The organism is Streptomyces aurantiaciflavus (genome assembly GCF_049808595.1).
GTDB lineage: Bacteria > Actinomycetota > Actinomycetes > Streptomycetales > Streptomycetaceae > Streptomyces.
Window position 1 is genome coordinate 58,296 of sequence record NZ_JBNCAQ010000004.1, and the last position, 19,585, is coordinate 77,880.

Here is a 19,585-nt window from a genome sequence, read left to right on the forward strand (position 1 = left end):
GGGGTGTCTACGCTGGGTGGTGTTGCAGGGCAGCCGCGCCGCCGGCCGAGAGCCGGTGGCCTTACCAGCCGAGGAATCCCGTGAGTGACACCCCATTCGGATTCGGCCTTCCGCCGGAGGAGCCGGACGACGGCGACGAGGGCAAGAAGAAGGACCCGCAGGGCGGCGGTGGTCAGGGACCGGCCAACCCGTTCGGTTTCGGCGGGCTGCCCGGCGCCGGAGGCTTTGGCGGCCCCGGCGGGGACAACCCGCTCGCTGCCATGTTCGGCTCGCTGAACCCCACCGACCTGGGTGCCGCGTTCCAGCAGCTGGGCCAGATGCTCTCCTACGAGGGCGGCCCGGTGAACTGGGACATGGCCAAGCAGATCGCCCGCCAGACGGTCTCCCAGGGCACCGCCGACGGCGTCAAGGACGCGAGCGTCGGACCCTCCGAGCGCACCGCGGTCCAGGAGGCCGTCCGTCTGGCCGACCTGTGGCTGGACGACGCGACGTCCCTGCCGTCCGGCGCCGGCTCGGCCGTGGCGTGGTCGCGCGCGGAGTGGGTCGAGGCGACCCTGCCCGCGTGGAAGGAGCTCGTCGACCCGGTCGCCGAGCGCGTGGGCGCGGCCATGGGTGACGTCCTGCCGGAGGAGATGCAGGCCATGGCCGGCCCACTGATCGGCATGATGCGCTCGATGGGCGGCGCCATGTTCGGCTCGCAGATCGGTCAGGCCGTCGGCGTGCTCGCGGGCGAGGTGGTCGGCTCGACCGACATCGGCCTTCCGCTCGGCCCGGCCGGCAAGGCCGCGCTGCTGCCGGTGAACATCGAGACGTTCGGCAAGGACCTGGGGGTGCCGCAGGACGAGGTGCGGCTCTACCTCGCCCTGCGCGAGGCCGCCCACCAGCGCCTCTTCGCCCATGTGCCGTGGCTGCGTTCGCATCTGTTCGGCGCGGTCGACGGCTACGCGCGCGGGATCAAGGTCGACACGGCCAAGTTGGAGGACGTGGTCGGCCAGTTCGACCCGCAGAACCCCGAGCAGCTGCAGGACGCCCTGCAGCAGGGCATGTTCCAGCCGGAGGACACCCCGGAGCAGAAGGCCGCCCTGGCCCGTCTGGAGACGGCCTTGGCGCTCGTCGAGGGCTGGGTGGACGCGGTGGTGCACGCGGCCGCGAAGCCGCGCCTGTCGTCCGCCGACGCCCTGCGCGAGACCCTGCGCCGCCGGCGTGCCACGGGCGGCCCGGCGGAGCAGACGTTCGCCACGCTGATCGGCCTGGAGCTGCGCCCGCGCCGCCTGCGCGACGCCTCCCGTCTGTGGGCCTCGCTCACGGACGCGCGCGGGGTCGACGGCCGCGACGCCCTGTGGGCCCACCCGGACATGCTGCCGACGGCCGCCGACCTGGACGACCCGGACGGCTTCGTGCACCGCGAGCAGATGGACTTCTCCGAGTGGGACAAGATGCTCGGCGAGGCGGCGTCCGGCGGCTCCGGCGAGCAGCCGGACCTGAAGAAGAAGGACACCGAGAAGAACGACGACAAGGGCGACGACACCGAGTGAGCCTTCACGACGACGCGGTCCTCGTCCTCAAGGGGTACGAGGGCCAGGACGAGCTGCGCCAGACCTACCTGGAGCACCTGGAGGCCCACCCGGACGGGATGTGGAAGGCCTGCGAGGCCGGGCATATCACGGCGAGTGCCCTGGTGATCGACCCGGACCACGGGCGGGTGCTGCTGACCCTGCACAAGAAGCTCCGCATGTGGCTGCAGATGGGCGGCCACTGCGAGCCGCAGGACACCTCCCTGGAGGCGGCCGCCCTGCGTGAGGCCACCGAGGAGTCCGGCATCGCGGGCCTGACTCTGCTGCCCGGCGGCCCGGTCCGCCTGGACCGGCATCCGATCCCCGCACCGTGCCACTGGCACCTCGACGTCCAGTACGCGGCCGTGGCCCCGTCCGGCGCGCTGCAGGCGATCAGCGACGAGTCCCTCGACCTGCGCTGGTTCCCCTACGCAGAGGTCCCGGACGTGGCGGACGAGTCGGTCGTACGCCTGCTGGAAGCGACGCGCGCCCGGCTGTGAGCCGGACGCGCGCCGTGCGCCGGACATGCAGAGCACGAACGTGTAAGGGGCGACCGCCCAGGCGGTCGCCCCTTACGTTTGCTTCCTGGACGGTCAGCTCCAGACGTTGCCCTGGTTCTGCCCACGCGCCCCCTGCTGGCCCATGCCGTACTGCGCGGCGAGGCCGGAGCCGATCTGGGCGTTCTGCGGCGGGAGCAGTTCACTCGGCTGGACCAGTGCGAAGCCGGTGCCCATGAAGCTGAGCTCCCAGCCCTCTCCGGTGTTGCCGCGGCGCCGCCACACCCCGGAGGAGTGCGTCTGGGCCTGCATCTGCACGCGCAGCCCGGTGGACCAGGCGACGATGGCGTCAGCGTCGCAGTTGACGTACTTGTCGGGCGTGACCTGCAGCATCAGCGGGGCGCCCGAGGTCATCAGGGCGACCCGGCCACGGCCGGTGATGTTGAGCTGGTACTTCCCGGAGCCGGAGATGCCGTAGAGGCTGTCGACGGCGATGACCTCGTGGTGCAGCGAGGAGTCCATCGCCAGCACGTAGCTGCTGTCGACGGTCAGGCCGTCCTGCTCCACGTCCACCACATGGATGTGCTGGGCCAGGTTGGCGAGATACACGGTGCCCTGGCCGTGACAGCGCATCAGGTCCAGGCCCTCGCCGGTGCGCGCACGCGCGCGTGACTGGCTGTTGCTCTGGAACTCGGCGTCGAACTCGACGAGGCCCTGGTAGGCGACCATGGTGCCCTTGCGGGCGAGGATGTCGTCGTGACCCTCCAGGGTGACGCGGAGCATCTGCTTGTTCTGCAGGCTCCAGCGCTCCTGGGTCTGCTGGTCGTTGTAGGCGAAAAGCGGGCTCTGCATGGTGACTCTGGCTCCCCCTCAGCCCCGGATCCGGAGGCGGTCGGTGCTGTCCTCGCTGGGCTGGACGACGACGATGCCCTCCCCGGAGAAGGCCATCTGATAGGCCTCGCCGCTGCCCCGGCCGATGAGCGACTGCGCCCTGAAGCTGCGCTTGCCCTTCACCTTGAGGTTCGGCGACCAGGCGACGAGCGCGTCCGGGTCGACGTACGTCTCGTTCTCGCCGCCGCCGCAGTCGACGACGATCGGCTTTCCCCGGGAGGTCAGCGCGACCCAGCCCTGCCCGGAGATCTTGGTGTTCCACAGACCCTGTCCGGCGAACTTCGCCAGCCCCTTGACCCGCTCGACACCCCACGTCAGATGTGCGTCGAAGGCGAGCAGGTTGGTGGCGTTGACGGAGATGCCGTCGCCGTTGAGGTTGAGCACGACGACGTTGGCGCCGTAGTCGGCGAGGTAGAGCAGACCGTCGCCGGAGCACTTCATCAGGGGCGCGCCCTCGCCGGTCATCCAGTCGCGCGCGATCTGGCGCACGGCCGGCGGGTTGGGCTCGTACTGGACGAAGCCCTCGTAGGCGACCATCGAGCCCACGCGCGCGAAGAGGTCGTTCCCGGTCTGCATGGCGACCTTCAGCATGTGGTTGCCGTGGTTCTCCATGCGGGCGGTGACGGGTGCGGGGGCGTAGCCCGCGAGCGGCTGGTTCATGACGGGCTCCCTCAGACCTCGTACGGCTGGACGACGATGAAGTTGCCGGGCGCACCCCGGAACTGGAGGTTGACGCTCTCGCCGGTGTCGCCCGGGTAGGCGTTGCGGCGCATCCGCACCTGGCTGGAGACGACGACCTGGGAGGCCGCCGACCAGGCGACGACGGCGTTGCAGTCGGCGAAGGTGGTGGGCGTGACCGGGAGGACGACGGGTGTGCCGTGCGTCTTCACGACGATCGTGCCGGTGCCCGTGAACTGCATGGTGAACAGCGCCCCGCCGGGAATGCCGTGTCCCTCGATGCGGCGGACCTCGTACTGGAGGCCCTCGTCGAAGGCGAGGACGTTCTCGGCGGAGACGCAGATGCCGTCACCCTGGAGTTCGATCGGGTGCAGCATGGTCGAGTTCTCGGCGAGGAACACCTGCCCCTGGCCGGTACAGCGCATCAGCTGCATCTCCTGGCCGGTCGCGTTGCCGACGAGGCGGCCGGCGAACCCGGCACCCTTGTAGCTGAAGTCGACCTTGCCCTGGTAGAGCACCATGCTGCCCTGGCGGGCGAGCACGGGCTGACCGCCGATGCCGAGGTCGACGCGGACCAACTTCCGGTTCTGCTGCGTCCAGCGCTGGCCGGTGGGCGTCTCCTTGAACTGCTGCAGCGCGGCGGCCACACCGGCTCCGCCCTGAGGCGCTCCCTGCGGCACACCGTAGGCCTGCTGGGCCGGCGCCTGGCCGAAGGGGGGCTGCTGGCCGTACCCCGGCGGCGGTGCCGGCTGCCCGTAGCCGGGCGGCGCCTGGGGCGCCTGCGGTGCCTGGGGCTGGGCGTAGCCGGGGGGCGGCGGGGCGGTGGGGGCGGCCTGGCCGTACGGCTGCTGCTGGGGCGGCTGGCCGTAGGGCGGCTGCTGACCGTAGGGCGCGGGCGCCGGGGCCGGGGGCGGGACCTGGACGCCGCCAGGCGGTGTCATGGGCGCGACGATGGTGGGCGCGGTGTGCACCGGCGGTGGGGTCGACCCCGGCGGCGGGGCAGCCGGCGGGGTGAAGGGCTGCGCCGTGGGCTGCGGCTGCTGCGGGGCGGGCGCCGGAGCGGGTGCGGGCGCCGGAGCGGACGGGGCACCGAACGCGGGCGGGGCGGCCGCCTGGGCCGGCGGGGCGAAGCCGGGAGCGGCGCCGGCCTGCGGCTGCTGCGGAGCGGCGGGCGCCTCCTCCTCGGCGACCTCGCCGCCGAAGTTCTTCAGCAGCGCCTCCAGACCGCCGTCGAAGCCCTGTCCGACGGCCGCGAAGCGCCACACGTCCTTCAGATAGAAGTCGCCCAGCATGACGGCCCGCTCGGTGGAGAACTCCGAACCGTCGAACGCGTACCGGGCCACCTCCTCGCCGCCCGCGACGATGCGGATGTACCCGGGGTTGATCTGCGACATCTGCCCGGCGCCGTCGATGGTCGCCGTGAAGGACAGCTTCTGGATCTGCGGCGGGATCCGGTCGAGCGTGACGCGGAAGGACTCCGTGTCGCCCGCCTGGGCGCCCAGGAGCTGGATGGACTCCTCGGGGGACTTCGGCTGGTTGAAGAAGACGAAGTAGCGGTCGTCCGAGAGCCGTTCGTCGGCGTCGAGGCCGAAGCAGCTGATGTCGAAGGTCAGGCCGGGGGCGGAGATCTGCACGCCTACGTACAGATCCGTGCCCGCCGTGAGGTCACTGATCCTGGCCTTGTGGCCGCGTTGGAATTCCCTGGGCATGCGTAACGACCGTCCCCCATCCCGAATGCGAGTGCGTCGCGCCAGGCTAACGGCAAACTCCGACACCGGACGAAGTCGGTACAGACCCGGTACACAACCCGCGCGGGACGACGGCGGACGACCCGCGCGCGGGTGGGCTCGCGGGTGGGCTCACTCTTCGCGCGCGCCGGGCAGATGCGGCAGGCGCCCCGCGGCGACCACGCCCTCCAGGTAGCCGCGAGCCCGTTCGGTGCGCGGATACGCCTCCAGCAGCCGCCAGAAGTCGGGGCCGTGACCGGGCACGAGCAGATGCGCGAGCTCATGGAGAAGGACGTAGTCGACGACGTACTCGGGCATCCCCTTCAGCCGGTGCGACAGACGGATGCTGCCCTCGGCCGGGGTGCACGAGCCCCAACGCGTGTTCTGGTTCGTCACCCAGCGGACCGACGCGGGCCGGGCCCTGCCGTCGAAGTACTGGGCCGACAACCGCTCGGCGCGCTCGGCCAACTCGGCGTCGCCGGGAACACGCCGACTCTCCTGCGCGGCCAGCTTGTCGAGCATGACGCTCACCCAGCGTCGCTCCTCGGCCTCGGACATCCGGGCAGGAATGAGCACGACGGTGCGATCGCCCTCGCGGTACGCGGAGACCGTCCGGCGTCGACGGGCGCTCCTGCGAACCTCGATCGCGCTCGCCCCGGAGCCGCTCGGCGGCTGGCTCGTCGTGCTGCGCTGTGGCGTTCCGGCGCGGTGCAGTGGGTCGGCGGGCACGCCAAGACGTTACCCGCTGCACACGGCGGAAGTCCCGGCTCCGGAACGGTCGGGTTCCGATCCCCACCCCCGCTCCTGCCTCCCAAGACGGACTTGTATGACGAATTCCCCTCCCTGTGGATAACTTTCGGCGTCCCCCGACGAGACCCGGCATGCTGGCACTCGCCGGCGGAGCGAGGTCGCCCCCACGCCCCCGCTCCGCCGGCGTACGGAGCGTTTCCAGGAGGACGGGGGTCTTCGATGCATCCGATGGTGAAGCCCGCGCTGCGGCGCGGCTGGCGCGATCTCAACACCGTGCAGTTCGGGATGACCCCGGCGCACGCGCTGACACTCGGCCCGGTGGACACGGCGACAGGCAGTTTCCTGGAACTGCTGGACGGCACACGCGGACTGGCCCTCCTGCGCGAGGAAGGACGCCGGATGGACCTGCCCGACGGCCATGTCGACCGGCTGGTGGAGCGGCTGGCGCGGGCGGGGCTGCTCGACGACGCCCGCGGCGGCGGACCGGACGCCGACACCCTGCGGCAGAAGAAAGAGGTCATGGACCGACTGCGCCCCGACCTCGAGTCCCTGTCGCTGACCACGTCGGAGCCGGGCGAGGCCCTCGGGCACCTCGCGGCCCGACGCCGGCAGCGGGTACAGGTGCGGGGCGCGGGCCGGGTCGGCGCGGTGCTGGCCACGCTGCTGTCGGGGGCGGGGGTCGGCGAGGTGGACGTGCGCGACGGCGGGCGGGTCGAGCCGGGCGACGTGGCACCGGGCGGGCTGCCCGCCGAGGCGATCGGCGAGCGCAGGGACGAGGCCGCCCGCCGCGCGGTACGCCGGGCCGCCCCGGACCGCCCACCCCGCAGGAACACCCGGTCCCCGGCCGAGACGGACACCCCCGGCTTCTCCCTGGTGATCCTCGCCCCACGCGACGACGTGGCCGTGCACGCACCGACGCCCTCGGCCACCGAACCCCTGATCGCCTCGGGCACACCGCACCTCCACGCCGGAGTGGTGGAGGCGACCGGCATGGTCGGACCGCTCGTCCTGCCCGGCGAGACCGGCTGCGCCGGCTGCCTGCACCAGGCGCGCACCGACCGGGACCCGACCTGGCCGCGGCTGGTCGCACAATGGCACTCCGGGAAGCAGCGCCGGACCCGCGCCTGTGACCTGACGCTGGCCACGACGGTCGCCGCGCTGGCGGCCGCGCACGCGCTCACCTTCCTCGACGGCCGGCTCCCGTCCAGCGCGGGGGCACGCTGGGAGGTCTCCTTCCCCGCCCTCCAGTGGCATGCGCGACCGGTGTGGGCCCACTCCGCGTGCCCGTGCGGTGCCGCGGAGAAAGGTAAGGGGGAACACACCTCCGAGGACATGGGTTCGCGCGAGACAATGGCGGAGCAACGGCATTCGACGGAGTTACGCCGTACGACAGACGCGGCGCGGCTTGCTGGGACTTGGAGGGCGCATGTCTGATCTTCCCCGGAAGGCGGTCACCCGGACCGCCAAGCTCGCCGCGCTCCCGCTCGGCTTCGCCGGCCGGGCGACCTGGGGCCTGGGCAAAAGGATCGTGGGCGAGTCCGCGGAGATCGTCGGCCGTGAGCTCCAGCAGCGCACGGCCGAGCAACTCTTCAAAGTCCTCGGTGAGTTGAAGGGGGGCGCCATGAAGTTCGGGCAGGCGCTGTCCGTCTTCGAGTCGGCCCTGCCCGAGGAGATCGCCGGCCCCTACCGCGCGGCCCTCACCAAGCTCCAGGACGCGGCCCCACCGATGCCGACCCGCACAGTGCACGCCGTGCTCGCGGAGCGGCTCGGCGAGGACTGGTCCGAGCTGTTCCTCGAGTTCGACGACAAACCGGCCGCGGCCGCCTCGATCGGCCAGGTGCACCGGGCCGTGTGGCACGACGGCCGGGAAGTCGCGGTCAAGGTCCAGTACCCGGGGGCGGGCGAGGCCCTGCTGTCCGACCTGAACCAGCTGAGCCGCTTCGCCCGCCTGCTGGGCCCCCTCATCCCGGGCATGGATGTCAAGCCCCTGATCACCGAGCTGCGCGACCGTGTCTCCGAGGAACTGGACTACGAGCTGGAGGCCCGGGCCCAGCAGGCCCACGCGGAGGAGTTCGCCGACGACCCCGACGTGATGGTCCCGGCGGTGGTCCACCAGAGCGACCAGGTCCTGATCACCGAGTGGATCGACGGCGTGCCCCTGTCCGAGGTGATCGCCGACGGCACCAGGGACCAGCGGGACCGCGCCGGCCAGTTGCTGTCCCGCTTCCTCTTCTCCGGCCCGGCCCGCACCGGACTGCTGCACGCCGATCCGCACCCGGGCAACTTCCGTCTGCTGCCCGGCGGCCCCGATGGCGAGGACGACTGGCGCCTGGGCGTCCTGGACTTCGGCACGGTCGACCGGCTCCAGGGCGGTCTCCCGGAGCCGATCGGCCAGTCCCTGCGGATGACACTCGACGGAGAGGCGGACGCGGTCTACGAACTCCTGTGCGCCGAGGGCTTCGTCAAGGAGTCCATCGAGCTGGACCCCGACGCGGTCCTCGACTACCTCCTGCCGATCATCGAACCGGCCCGGGCCGACGAGTTCACCTTCACCCGCGACTGGATGCGCAGCCAGGCGGCCCGGATCGCCGACCCCCGCTCCCCCGCCCACCAGCTGGGCAAACAGCTCAACCTGCCACCGGCCTACCTCCTGATACACCGGGTGACGCTCAGCACCATCGGCGTACTGTGCCAGCTCGGCGCGACGGTGCGGCTGCGCGAAGAGCTGGAGGAGTGGCTTCCGGGATTCCTTCCTGAGGAGGACCTGGACGCGGAGGAGTCAGTGGCGGAGGCGTAAGCCGATGGGGGCTGCGCGTTGCCGTTCGGGGGTGGGGCGGGGTGGGGTGGGGGGAGGGGAGGGGAGGGGGGAAGCCCCCCGAGTGGTGGCCCTACCACCAGGCCGAGTCCAGCCGCCCCTCAATGGCCCTGAGGTTCTCCCGCGCGCAGCTGTCGCAGAAGTACTGACGCGCCCCGTTCTCCACGGAGCAGGTCCAGGTGATGGGTGGGGGTTCCTCGGTCCGGGTGCCGCAGCGGGCGCATACGAGGGGGCGGGGCTCTGTCGGGGAGCCGCCGTGGTCACTGCCGGGATGACTCGACACCCTCGGACGATAGCGCCGCAGCCGATGGATCGCCGGGCACAACGCACCGCGGGGCCGGTCCGTTCGGACGGACCGGCCCCCGCGGGGAGAGCTTTGCCTCCTGTGGGGGAGGCCACCGCTTCAGGTGGGCGGTGTTACTGCATCACGGCCATGGCGAGCGCGCGGCGGGCGCGCAGCGAGGCGCGCTCGGCCCGGCGCTGCATCCGGCGGGCGGTCGCCAGGCTCGCGGCCCGGCGTTCCTGCTCGGCCTCGTGCAGTCGCTCGTGCATATGCGCACGAGCCAGGGCTTCTGGGATGAGTTGCATCTCTCGGGTCCTGTTCTGACGCGAGTCGTTCGCGCCGGTGGTGGTGACGTCTTCGGTCGCGGAGCCTGCGGGCTCGCTGGTGGACGGCTTCATCGGGGCCTGCTTCTTGGGGTCGTGCGTGAGGGGGCGGTCGATCGTTCCTGCGGTGTTCATGCCGTGACCGGGTTCTTGCGCGGGCGGCCACGCGGCCGCTTCCGGGCGACGACGACTCCCTGGACGAACAGCTCGCCACCCCAGACGCCCCAGGGCTCGCGCCGCTCCTTGGCGCCGGCGAGGCAGGCCTCGATCAGCGGGCAGGTGCGGCAGAGGGACTTGGCGTACTCGACGTCGGCCGGCGACTCGGCGAAGAAGACCTCCGGGTCGTAGGAGCGGCAGGGGACGGGTACGCCGAGGTTCTCGATGGCGTCGTCGAGCGCGGTGAGCGCGGTCAGCGGGGTCAAGGTGGAGTCCTCCGTGAGGCCGGGCGGGGGGATCGTTTCGGAAGGCGGTACGGACGGGGCGTGCGCTTCGAGTTGCACGGTTCGTCTTCCTCGTCTGGTCGGTCCGGCCCTGTTGGGCCGGTGGCGGCTGGGTACCGGGTTCTTTTCTTGTCCCGAGGCCCCTTCGCTCCGTCATCCCCGTTGGAGGACAAACAGAAGGGCCGCGGATCCCGGATGGGGTTCCGCGGCCCTGAAGGCGCCGGCCTGATCGGAGATCAGGCTGGATCACTCCAGGGTTCTGGCCCACGGAAGGCCCACATCAGGTGGTGCTGCGTCGTCTGCTTCCGGAATCCGGCACCGGTCGCCGTAAAGGCATAGGCCTTCGCCTGTGCCGCTACTGCCGCTTCCAGTGCCTTGGTCGGTCGCTCGCTGCGCTCGCGGACGGGAAGGCCCGCGGGGGCAACGGAGGAGGACGCCGGCCGGTCGGCACGGATGCCGGACAGACCGGTGCCCAGGTTCGAGGCGCCGAGCATGCACAGGGAGACGATCGAGCGATCGGTCAGTTTGACGGTGCGGGTGGAGCTGGTGTTGTTGATGATCACTGGAATCGCCTCCTCTCGGCGTCTCGGGGGACTGGGCGCGAACCCGGTCCGACGGATATGCAAGTACAGCACGGAATCAGGGCCTTCGAGAAGGCCTCTGTTCTCGTGCCTAAGAACCTATGGGGATTGCTGGGGCATGCGCAAACTATTTTTTCGACGAGTTCGCGTCAGTCACTTTCAGCCTCTTCCCCCAGGTCCTGGCCTGCGCAGATGGCCAGGACATCGGCTCCGTAGCGGTTGAGCTTGCGCATGCCGACCCCCGGGATCCGCGCGAGCTCGCCCGCCTCGTCGGGGACGGTCTCGGCGATCGCCATCAGTGTCTTGTCGGTGAAGACGCAGAAGGCGGGCTGCCCGTTGCGCCGTGCCTGGACCGCTCGCCAGGACCGCAGCCGCTCGTAGAGCCCTTCGTCCATGTCGGAGGGGCAGTCCTCACAGCGCATCAGTTTCATCTCACCGGCGTCCGTCAGGCTGCGCCCGCAGACCCGGCAGCGGGCCGGGGTGCGCTGCCTCCGGCCGGGCACGGTGGAAGTGCCCGTCATCGCTCCCCCGAAGCCGCGCTCGACGCCCCCGGAGCCGCCGGTGCCGCCACGGCCGGCGGCGCTGCCCGAGCCGGGGCGCAGGCCGTCCAGGAAGCGGCTGGGGCGGCGGTTGGGGCGGCTGCCGGGTGAGCGGGAGAGCGCCCAGGACACGTGGAGGTGCTCGCGGGCACGGGTGACGCCGACGTAGAGGAGTCGGCGCTCTTCCTCGATCTGCTCGTCGGTCCTGGCGTAGGTGATCGGCATCATGCCCTCGGCGATGCCGACCAGGAAGACGACGTCCCACTCCAGGCCTTTGGCGGAGTGGAGCGAGGCGAGGGTGACGCCCTGGACGGTCGGGGCGTGCTGGGCGTTGGCCCGCTCGTCGAGCTCGGCGACCAGGTCGGCGAGGGTCGCGCCGGGTCTGGCGGCGGTGAAGTCCTGTGCGAGGTTGACCAGCGCGGCCAGCGACTCCCAGCGTTCTCTGACGGCGCCGGAGCCGGCGGGCGGCTGTGGGGTCCAGCCCTCGCCGGAGAGGACGGCGCTGACCTGGGAGGGCAGGTCGACGGCGTCCTCGAGGAGGGTGTCGTTGCGGCCGAAGCGGGCGGCTGCGCGCAGGGCGGTGATCGCCTTGCGCACCTCGGGCCGGTCGAAGAAGCGTTCGGCGCCGCGTAGCTGGTAGGGGATGCCGGCGTCGGCGAGGGCCTGTTCGTAGGTCTCGGACTGGGCGTTGGTGCGGAACAGGACGGCGATCTCGGCGGCCGGGACGCCGGCGTCGAGCAGCTCGCGGATGCGGCGGGCGGCGCCCTCGGCCTCGGCGGGTTCGTCGGTGTACTCGCTGTAGACGGGTTCCGGTCCGGGGGCGCGCTGGGAGATCAGCTCCAGGCGGTGGTCGGCGGCGCGGCCTCGGGCCTGGGCGAGCAGGCCGTTGGCGAGGTGGACGACCTGGGGGGTGGAGCGGTAGTCGCGGACCAGTTTGACGACGGTGGCGCCGGGGTGGCGGGTGCGGAAGTCGAGGAGGTGGTCGGGGGTGGCTCCGGTGAAGGAGTAGATCGTCTGGCTGGCGTCGCCGACGACGCAGAGGTTGTCCCGCTCGCCGAGCCACAGCTCCAGCAGGCGCTGCTGGAGGGGGCTGACGTCCTGGTACTCGTCGACGACGAAGTGCTGGTACTGGGCCCGGACCTGTTCGGCGATGTCGTGCCGGTCCTGGAGGATGGCGACGGTGAGCAGCAGGACGTCCTCGAAGTCGATGACGGAGCGCTCGCGTTTGAGGTCCTCGTAGGCGGCGTAGAGCTGGGCGATCTCGGCGGGGTCGCGGGGGGTCTCGCGGCCTGCCTTGGCGGCGGCCGGGGGGTAGTCGGCGGGGACGGTCTGGGTGACCTTGGACCATTCGATCTCCGCGGTGGCGTCCCGCAGCTCGCCTCGGTCGAGGCGGATGCGGCAGACGGTGGCCGCGTCGGCGACGAGTTGGATCTTTCGGTCGATGAGCCGGGGCAGGGAGCCACCGATGGCTTTCGGCCAGAAGTACTGCAGCTGGCGCAGGGCCGCCGAGTGGAAGGTGCGGGCTTGGACGCCCTGGGCGCCGAGTTGGCGCAGCCGGCCGCGCATCTCGCCGGCGGCGCGGTTGGTGAAGGTGACGGCGAGGACGCTGGAGGGCTGCAGGATGCCGGCGCGTACACCGTAGGCGATGCGGTGGGTGATGGCTCGGGTCTTGCCCGTGCCGGCTCCGGCCAGCACGCACACCGGGCCGTGCAGGGCGGTGGCCACTTCGCGCTGCTCGGGGTCGAGCCCTTCGAGCACCGCGTCGGCCGAGTCCGGTACCTGCGGGAAGAGGGTGGAGTGCGTTGCTGCTGTCACACCGCCATGCTGCCAGGTCGCTGGAGACGGGCGGGCCGGTTGTCCACAGGCGGGCGTCCGCAGTCGTATTAATGCGGCGGAGGTCACCTTCAGGCCTTGGTGTCCGTCGGGAATGGTGGCCGTTTCACGTATGTTCTCCCACTGCGACGATCCCGTTCGCCGACCCGCCGAAGGAGCGCGAGAGACATGCTGGGCACTGTGACGATGTACAGCACCACGTGGTGCGGCTACTGCCGTCGGCTGAAGAGCCAGCTCGACCGTGAGGGCATCGCGTACACCGAGATCAACATCGAGCAGGACCCGGAGTCCGCGGCGTTCGTGGAGAAGGCGAATGGCGGAAACCAGACGGTGCCGACCGTGCTGTTCCCGGACGGTTCGACGCTGACGAACCCGTCGCTGGCTCAGGTCAAGCAGAAGATCGGCGCGTAGTCACGCGGGCAGGGGCGGCCTCCGAGGTGTCGGGGGCCGCCCTTTTTGTGTCGCCTCGCTTTTTGTGGGGTGCCTCACAGGAAGCTGCGGGTCGGCAGCGGTTTGCCGTACCAGAGCTCGATCAGGCGGGCCGCGATCGAGATGCCGTAGGGCGGCAGGACCTCGCCGGACTCGAAGGCGGCGGCCAGTTCGTCGCGGGAGAACCAGCGGGCCTCGTGGATCTCGTCGCCGTCGACGTCGATCTCGGTGGAGGTGGCGCGGGCCATGAAGCCCAGCATGAGGCTGGACGGGAACGGCCAGGGCTGGCTGGCGATGTACTCGACCTGGCCGATGGTGATGCCGGCTTCCTCGAAGACCTCGCGGCGCACCGACTGCTCGATGGACTCGCCGGGTTCGACGAAGCCGGCGAGTGTCGAGAAGCGGCCTTCCGGCCAGTGGACCTGGCGGCCGAGGAGGATGCGGTCGTCCTCGTCCGTGACGGCCATGATCACGGCGGGGTCGGTGCGCGGGTAGTGCTCGGCGCCGCAGGCGGGGCAGCGGCGGATGTGGCCGGCCGCGGCGATGACGGTGCGCTCGCCGCAGCGGGAGCAGAAGCGGTGGGTGCGCTGCCAGTTCTCCAGGCCGACGGCGTGCACCATCAGGCCCGCGTCGCGTGGTGACAGCAGCAGGCCGGCCTCGCGCAGCCCGGCTGGGCGCGCCGACTGGTCGATGCGGCCGGGGAGGGCGTCCTTCTGCAGGGCGAAGTAGCTGACGCCGTCCTGGTCGATGCCGAGGAAGTAGCGGTGTGCCTCGGTGAGGGGTGCTTCGAAGGAGGGGGTCATGACGAGTTCGGTGCGGCCGTCCGCCGTCTCGTCGATGAGGACCTGGCCGCCGGAGACCACGAAGCAGCGGGTGGTGGGGTGGCTCCACGCCGCGGCGAGCCAGGCCTCGTCGAGCCGGTGGTGGGCGGCCCGGTCGATGCCGCTCGGTGCGGTGAGTGAGACGGGTCGGTCGGCGTTCTGGTCGGTCCAGGTGGTCACGGGTGCTTCCAACTCCCCCGGTGGAACGGTTGTTTCGGCGGGCGGTTCAGCGGGACGTGCGGCAGGGGGCGACCGGGTTTCGGTGCGGTGTCGCGGTGTGGGGCGGTGTGTCCAGTGTGCCCCGCGCGCGGTGTCGCTCCGGACCCTGGCGGGGTCGTCAGGGTGCATGACGCCAGGTCTGGGCGAGGTCGCTCCAGAGGTACGCGGTGGTCTCGACGCCCTTGAGGAGGAGGTCCAGCTCGATCTTCTCGTTCGGGGCGTGCCAGCCGTCCGAGGGGACGGAGATGCCGAGGAAGAGCACCGGGGCGCCGAGGACGTCCTGGAGGTCGGCTGCCGGTCCCGAGCCGCCTTCGCGGGTGAAGCGGACGGGGCCTTCGAAGGCGCGGCCCATGGCGCGGACCACGGACTGCAGCGCCGGGTGGTCCAGTGGGGTCAGGCAGGGGCGTGTGGCCGGGCTGAACGTGATCTCGTGCCGGATTCCCGCGGGCGTCTGTTCGTCGGCCCAGGCGCGGACGGCCTTCTCGATGTGGTCGGGGTCCTGGCCGGCGACCAGCCGGAAGGACAGCTTCACGAAGGCCGAGGACGGGATGATCGTCTTGCTGCCGGGGCCCTGGTAGCCGCCGCCGATGCCGTTGACCTCGGCGGTGGGGCGGGCCCAGATGCGCTCCAGGGTGGTATGTCCCGCTTCGCCGTGGGTCGCGTGCGAATTGGCGGTGCGCAGCCACTGCTCCTCGTCGAAGGGCAGTTCGGCGAAGAGCTCGCGCTCGCGGTCGGTGAGTTCGACGATGCCGTCGTAGAAGCCGGGGATCGCCACGCGTGCGTGCTCGTCGTGCAGTGCGGCGACGAGGCGGGCGGCGGCGGTGGCCGGGTTGGGGACGGCGCCGCCGAAGGAGCCGGAGTGGATGTCCTGGTCGGGCCCGGACAGCCGGATCTCGCACTCGGCGAGGCCGCGCATGCCCGTGCAGACCGTGGGGGTGTCCTCGGACCACATGCCGGTGTCGGAGACGATCACGGTGTCGGCGGTGAGTCGCTCGGCGTGCTCTTCGATCAGGGCGCGGAAGTGCGGGGAGCCGGATTCCTCCTCGCCTTCGATCAGCAGCTTGAGGGTGACGGCCGGGGTGGTGCGGCCGGTGGCGGCGAGGTGGGCGCGCACGCCGAGGGTGTGGAAGAACACCTGACCCTTGTCGTCGGCCGCCCCGCGCGCGTAGAGCCGGTTGTCGCGGACGACGGGGTCGAAGGGATCGCTGTCCCAGCCGTCCTCGCGGGCGGCGGGCTGCACGTCGTGATGGCCGTAGACCAGGACGGTGGGCGCTTGCGGATCGTCGGAGGGCCACTCGGCGTAGACGGCGGGGGCGCCGGGGGTCTGCCAGACCTCGGCGGTCGGGAAGCCGGTCTCCTTGAGCCTGGTGGCGAGCCAGTCGGCGCTGCGGTGTACGTCGGGCGCGTGGTCGGGCTGGGCCGACACGGACGGGATGCGCAGCCACTCGGCGAGGTCGTCGAGGAAGGCGGCGCGGTGGCGCTCGATGTATGTGCGGACGGCGCTGACCACACTGTCAACGGGATGGCTCATGGTCACGAGCCTATCGGCCCGCGCCGACATCCTCGCCGGGCGGTTCCGTACGGTTTCCTTGCCCGGTGGGCCCCCGGTGACCGTCGTCGCAGGCCTCTTGGTCCGTCAAGAGGCGCTCCAGCTCTGCCCGATCCGGCAGACCGTCGGGTCGTACGACCTCGCCGGTGCGCACGTACAGGAACGTCGCTGTGACGGATTCCACGGGTATGCCGTGCTGCTCGGCCCAGGCGAGCCGGTACAGCGCGAGCTGCAGCGGGTCGGCGGTGCGGCCCCGGTTGGTCTTCCAGTCGACGATCTCGTAGGTCGCCGTCTCGCCGTCGCCTTCCTTGTAGACGGCGTCGATACGGCCCCGTACGACGCGGCCGGCGAGGGTGAGCTGGAAGGGGGCCTCGACGCGGTGGGGCGTGCGGTGGGCGTACTCGGTGCGTTCGAAGGCGTCCTTGAGGGCCTGCAGGTCGTGTTCGTCGGTGATCTCCGCGTCCTTGCCGGGGAGCTCCTCCGGCTCGAGGAGGGGCAGGGTGAGTTCCTCGTAGCGGGCCTCCACCCACGCGTGGAACCGGGTGCCCCGGCGCGCGGCCGGTTGCGGGGGGCGTGGCATGGGGCGCGCGAGTTCCTGCGCGAAGCCGTCGGGGTCGGCGGCCAGGCGCAGCAGTTGCGAGGCGGTGAGCGTCGTCGGCAGGGGTACGTCCGTGACGCTCTGCCGGGTGCGCAGGAGTTCTCCGGTGAGCGCGTCGAGGTCGCGGTCCCAGGAGGCGACGGTGCGGGCCTCCTCGGGGGTGAGGGGGGTACGTCGCGGCCCGGGCGGGTGGGGGCGCGCGGCGGGGGGTTCGGGGGCCTTGGCCTGGTGAGGGACGGCTGGGCGGGTGGGGGTCCACTCGTCCCAGGGGGGCGAGGTGTCCTGCGGGGAGACGGCTGCGTCGTGGGGGAACCCGTCTTCGTCGTGGGGGAAGTCGCCGTACGGGGATTCGTCGTACGGCGACTCGTCGTAGGGGGCTTCCTCGTACAGCGACTCGTCGTAGGGGGCTTCCTCGTACGGCGGCTCGACGGGTGGGGGCTCGTCCTCGTCCGGCGGCAGCGGCCAGTCCGGGTCGTCGTAGGTGTCGAGGGCGTCCGCGGGGGAGGCGAGGTCGTCCAGGTGGGTGAGGACGGTCTCGGCGGCGGCGCGGCGGCGGGCCAGGGCGGCTTCGTCGAGGGGCAGCGGCCAGACCTGGTCGGCGGTGGGCCGGTGGAGGGTGGGGTTCTCCGCGCCTTCTTCCGGTTCGTCCGCCCAGGCCTCGATCTCGCCGTGGCCGGCCGCGCAGTGGTCGTACAGGGCCTGGAGAAAGGCGGACGGGCCGCGAGGCTTCTTCTGGGTGGGGCCCCACCAGTGGCCGGAGCCGAGGAGGAGGGAGCGGGGGCGGGTGAAGGTGACGTAGCCGAGGCGGAGTTCCTCGGTGTGCTGGTGGTCCTTCATGGCCTCGTGGAAGGCCTTCATGCCGCGTGAGTCCCAGGCGTCGATGTCGGGGAGGGTGTCGGCGTCGCCGCGCAGTTCGTGCGGCAGGACCTTGGCCTGGGCGGTCCACTTCTCGCGGCCCTGGCCGCTGGGGAAGGTGCCGGTGACCAGGCCGGGGACGGCGACGACGTCCCATTCCAGGCCCTTGGACTTGTGCGCGGTGAGCACCTTGACGGTGTTCTCGCCGCCGGGCAGGGCGTTGTCGAGGCCCTTCTCGTACTGGGCGGCGGTGCGCAGGAAGCCGAGGAAGGCGAGCAGGCCGGCCTCGCTCTCGTTGGCGGCGAAGGAGGCGGCGACGTCGAGGAAGTTGGAGAGGGTTTCGCGGCGGCGGGCGGCCAGGGCGTGCGGGGAGGCCGACAGTTCGACCTCGAGGCCGGTGACGGCGAGAACGCGGTGCAGGACGTCCATGAGGGGGTCGGCCAGGGAGCGGCGCAGGTCGCGCAGTTCGGCGGCGAGCCGGGCGAAGCGCACGCGCGCGTCCGGGGAGAAGGGCAGCCCGTCGTCGTCCCCGGCGGCTCCGTTCAGGGGGGTTTCCAGGAACGTGTCGAGGGCGTCCGCGAGTGAGATCACCTCGGACGGGTCGACGCCCTCGACTGCTTCGGCGAGCCGCCGGTCGGGGTCGTCGGTGTCGTCCCCGCGCGCGTGGGAGACCAGCAGCCGGGCCCGCCGTCCCAGGAGGGCGAGGTCGCGTGGGCCGATGCGCCAGCGTGGGCCGGTGAGCAGGCGGACGAGGGAGGCGTTGGCGCCGGGGTCCTGGAGGACCTCGCAGACGGCGACGAGGTCGGCGACCTCGGGCAGGTGCAGCAGCCCGGAGAGGCCGACCACCTCGACGGGGACGTCCCGGGCGACCAGCGCGCCCTGGATCTGCGCGAAGTCGGTGGCCGTGCGGCACAGGACGGCGATCTCGCCGGGCGCCTTGCCGGTGTTGACCAGGTGGGCTACGGAGTCGGCGATCCAGTCGATCTCCTCGGCGTGGGTGGACAGGAGAGCGCAGCGGACCACGCCGTCGCGTTCGGCGCCGGGGGCCGGGCGGAGGGCCTCCACGCCCGCGTGCATGGCGCGCAGGGGTTCGGCGAGGCCGTTGGCGAGGTCGAGGAGGCGGCCGCCACTGCGGCGGTTCTCGCTGAGCGCCTGGCGGGCGGCGGGGCGGCCGTCGGCGTGGGCGAAGTGCTCGGGGAAGTCGTCGAGGTTGGCCACGGAGGCGCCGCGCCAGCCGTAGATCGCCTGGCAGGGGTCGCCGACGGCGGTCACCGGGTGGCCGGTGCCGCCGCCGAAGAGGCCGGCGAGGAGGATGCGCTGGGCCACGGACGTGTCCTGGTACTCGTCCAGGAGCACCACTCGGAACTCGTCGCGCAGGATGCGGCCGACCTCGGGGATGCCGGCGAGCCGCGCCGCCAGGGCGATCTGGTCGCCGAAGTCGAGCAGGTCACGCTCGCGTTTGGCGGCCCGGTAGCGCAGGACGAGGTCGGCGAGTTCGCGCCGGGCGGCGGCGGTCTCGGGCACTTTGCGCAGGTCGGCGTTGGTGAGCCTGGCGCCCTCCAGGGTGCGCAGCAGCCCGGCGTCCCACGTGCGCAGGTCTTCGGGGAGTACGAGGTGCTCGGCGAGCTCGGCGTCGAGGGCGAGGAGGTCGCTGACGAGGTCGGCGAAGGAGCGGGTCAGCGCCGGATAGGGGCCGGGGGCTTCGCGCAGCACACGCGCGGCGAGCTGGTAGCGGGTGGCGTCGGCGAGCAGCCGGGACGTCGGCTCCAGGCCGATGCGCAGACCGTGATCGGTCAGCAGGCGGCCCGCGAAGGCGTGGTACGTGGAGATCACGGGCTCGCCGGGCGGGTTGTCCGGGTCGATGACGTCGGGGTCCGTGACGCCGGCCTTGATCAGCGCCTTGCGGACGCGCTCGGCGAGTTCGCCGGCGGCCTTGTTGGTGAAGGTCAGGCCGAGGACCTCCTCGGGGGCGACCTGGCCGGTGCCGACCAGCCACACCACGCGCGCGGCCATCACGGTCGTCTTGCCCGACCCGGCTCCAGCCACGATCACCTGCGGGGCGGGCGGCGCGACGATGCAGGCCGTCTGCTCCGGGGTGAAGGGGATACCGAGGAGCTCCTTGAGCTGCTCGGGGTCGGTGATACGGGCGGGCATGTCGGAGAGGCTAGCGGCGGGCACTGACAGTCGATGACACATCACCTCGT

The 19,585-nt window shown here is 71.8% G+C and carries 17 protein-coding genes; 5 read left to right on the top strand and 12 right to left on the bottom strand.

Annotated features, from left to right (window positions below):
• Positions 1–80 precede the first annotated feature (80 nt).
• Positions 81–1,535 carry a zinc-dependent metalloprotease gene (locus ACPT94_RS05265; RefSeq protein WP_425245227.1) on the top strand — a complete coding sequence of 485 codons (1,455 nt, stop codon included), beginning with the start codon at positions 81–83 and terminating at the stop codon, positions 1,533–1,535.
• Positions 1,532–2,053, top strand: a complete 522-nt coding sequence (locus ACPT94_RS05270; protein WP_425245228.1) for an NUDIX hydrolase — start codon at positions 1,532–1,534, stop codon at positions 2,051–2,053. The genes ACPT94_RS05265 and ACPT94_RS05270 overlap by 4 nt, the downstream gene beginning before the upstream one ends.
• A gap of 93 nt (positions 2,054–2,146) precedes the next feature.
• Here the strand turns inward: ACPT94_RS05270 and ACPT94_RS05275 are convergent, their stop codons facing one another.
• From ACPT94_RS05275 to ACPT94_RS05290, 4 genes are all read right to left on the bottom strand, one after another.
• Positions 2,147–2,902 carry an AIM24 family protein gene (locus ACPT94_RS05275; protein ID WP_360336068.1) on the bottom strand — a complete coding sequence of 252 codons (756 nt, stop codon included), beginning with the start codon at positions 2,900–2,902 and terminating at the stop codon, positions 2,147–2,149.
• A gap of 18 nt (positions 2,903–2,920) precedes the next feature.
• On the bottom strand, positions 2,921–3,601 hold the full coding sequence (locus tag ACPT94_RS05280) for an AIM24 family protein (protein ID WP_360336070.1): 681 nt from the start codon (positions 3,599–3,601) through the stop codon (positions 2,921–2,923).
• Between the two features lie 11 nt (positions 3,602–3,612).
• Positions 3,613–5,328, bottom strand: coding sequence for a TerD family protein (locus tag ACPT94_RS05285; RefSeq protein WP_425245229.1), 1,716 nt, complete (start codon positions 5,326–5,328; stop codon positions 3,613–3,615).
• 150 nt (positions 5,329–5,478) lie between these two features.
• Complete coding sequence (locus tag ACPT94_RS05290; protein ID WP_360336074.1) at positions 5,479–6,075, bottom strand: M48 metallopeptidase family protein; 597 nt, start codon at positions 6,073–6,075, stop codon at positions 5,479–5,481.
• Between the two features lie 240 nt (positions 6,076–6,315).
• On the opposite strand from ACPT94_RS05290, the gene ACPT94_RS05295 reads away from it, so the two are divergent.
• Both ACPT94_RS05295 and ACPT94_RS05300 read left to right on the top strand, forming a co-directional pair.
• Positions 6,316–7,530, top strand: coding sequence for a TOMM precursor leader peptide-binding protein (locus ACPT94_RS05295; protein ID WP_425245230.1), 1,215 nt, complete (start codon positions 6,316–6,318; stop codon positions 7,528–7,530).
• Entirely contained in the window at positions 7,523–8,893 is a 1,371-nt protein-coding gene (locus ACPT94_RS05300) for an ABC1 kinase family protein (RefSeq protein ID WP_360336078.1), read from the top strand. The genes ACPT94_RS05295 and ACPT94_RS05300 overlap by 8 nt, the downstream gene beginning before the upstream one ends.
• A gap of 91 nt (positions 8,894–8,984) precedes the next feature.
• Here the strand turns inward: ACPT94_RS05300 and ACPT94_RS05305 are convergent, their stop codons facing one another.
• The 5 genes from ACPT94_RS05305 to ACPT94_RS05325 all read right to left on the bottom strand — a co-directional run bounded on the left by ACPT94_RS05305 (position 8,985) and on the right by ACPT94_RS05325 (position 12,892).
• Complete coding sequence (locus ACPT94_RS05305) at positions 8,985–9,194, bottom strand: hypothetical protein (RefSeq protein ID WP_360336080.1); 210 nt, start codon at positions 9,192–9,194, stop codon at positions 8,985–8,987.
• Between the two features lie 134 nt (positions 9,195–9,328).
• Entirely contained in the window at positions 9,329–9,652 is a 324-nt protein-coding gene (locus ACPT94_RS05310) for a hypothetical protein (RefSeq protein ID WP_360336082.1), read from the bottom strand.
• Positions 9,649–10,017 carry a WhiB family transcriptional regulator gene (locus tag ACPT94_RS05315; RefSeq protein WP_019072119.1) on the bottom strand — a complete coding sequence of 123 codons (369 nt, stop codon included), beginning with the start codon at positions 10,015–10,017 and terminating at the stop codon, positions 9,649–9,651. Before ACPT94_RS05315 ends, ACPT94_RS05310 begins: the two co-directional genes overlap by 4 nt.
• A gap of 176 nt (positions 10,018–10,193) precedes the next feature.
• Complete coding sequence (locus ACPT94_RS05320) at positions 10,194–10,520, bottom strand: hypothetical protein (protein ID WP_425245231.1); 327 nt, start codon at positions 10,518–10,520, stop codon at positions 10,194–10,196.
• A gap of 167 nt (positions 10,521–10,687) precedes the next feature.
• A complete protein-coding gene (locus ACPT94_RS05325; RefSeq protein ID WP_360336084.1) occupies positions 10,688–12,892 on the bottom strand; it encodes an ATP-dependent DNA helicase UvrD2 in 2,205 nt (734 codons plus the stop codon).
• Positions 12,893–13,078: 186 nt separating this feature from the next.
• Between ACPT94_RS05325 and ACPT94_RS05330 the strand changes: the two genes are divergently transcribed.
• A complete protein-coding gene (locus ACPT94_RS05330) occupies positions 13,079–13,321 on the top strand; it encodes a mycoredoxin (protein ID WP_189942747.1) in 243 nt (80 codons plus the stop codon).
• 74 nt (positions 13,322–13,395) lie between these two features.
• Here the strand turns inward: ACPT94_RS05330 and nudC are convergent, their stop codons facing one another.
• The 3 genes from nudC to ACPT94_RS05345 all read right to left on the bottom strand — a co-directional run bounded on the left by nudC (position 13,396) and on the right by ACPT94_RS05345 (position 19,535).
• On the bottom strand, positions 13,396–14,340 hold the full coding sequence (nudC, locus tag ACPT94_RS05335) for an NAD(+) diphosphatase (protein ID WP_360336086.1): 945 nt from the start codon (positions 14,338–14,340) through the stop codon (positions 13,396–13,398).
• Positions 14,341–14,497: 157 nt separating this feature from the next.
• Positions 14,498–15,910 carry a dipeptidase gene (locus tag ACPT94_RS05340; protein ID WP_425245232.1) on the bottom strand — a complete coding sequence of 471 codons (1,413 nt, stop codon included), beginning with the start codon at positions 15,908–15,910 and terminating at the stop codon, positions 14,498–14,500.
• A gap of 10 nt (positions 15,911–15,920) precedes the next feature.
• Positions 15,921–19,535: an ATP-dependent helicase gene (locus tag ACPT94_RS05345; RefSeq protein ID WP_425245233.1), complete on the bottom strand. Its 3,615-nt coding sequence runs from the start codon at positions 19,533–19,535 to the stop codon at positions 15,921–15,923.
• Positions 19,536–19,585: the final 50 nt, after the last annotated feature.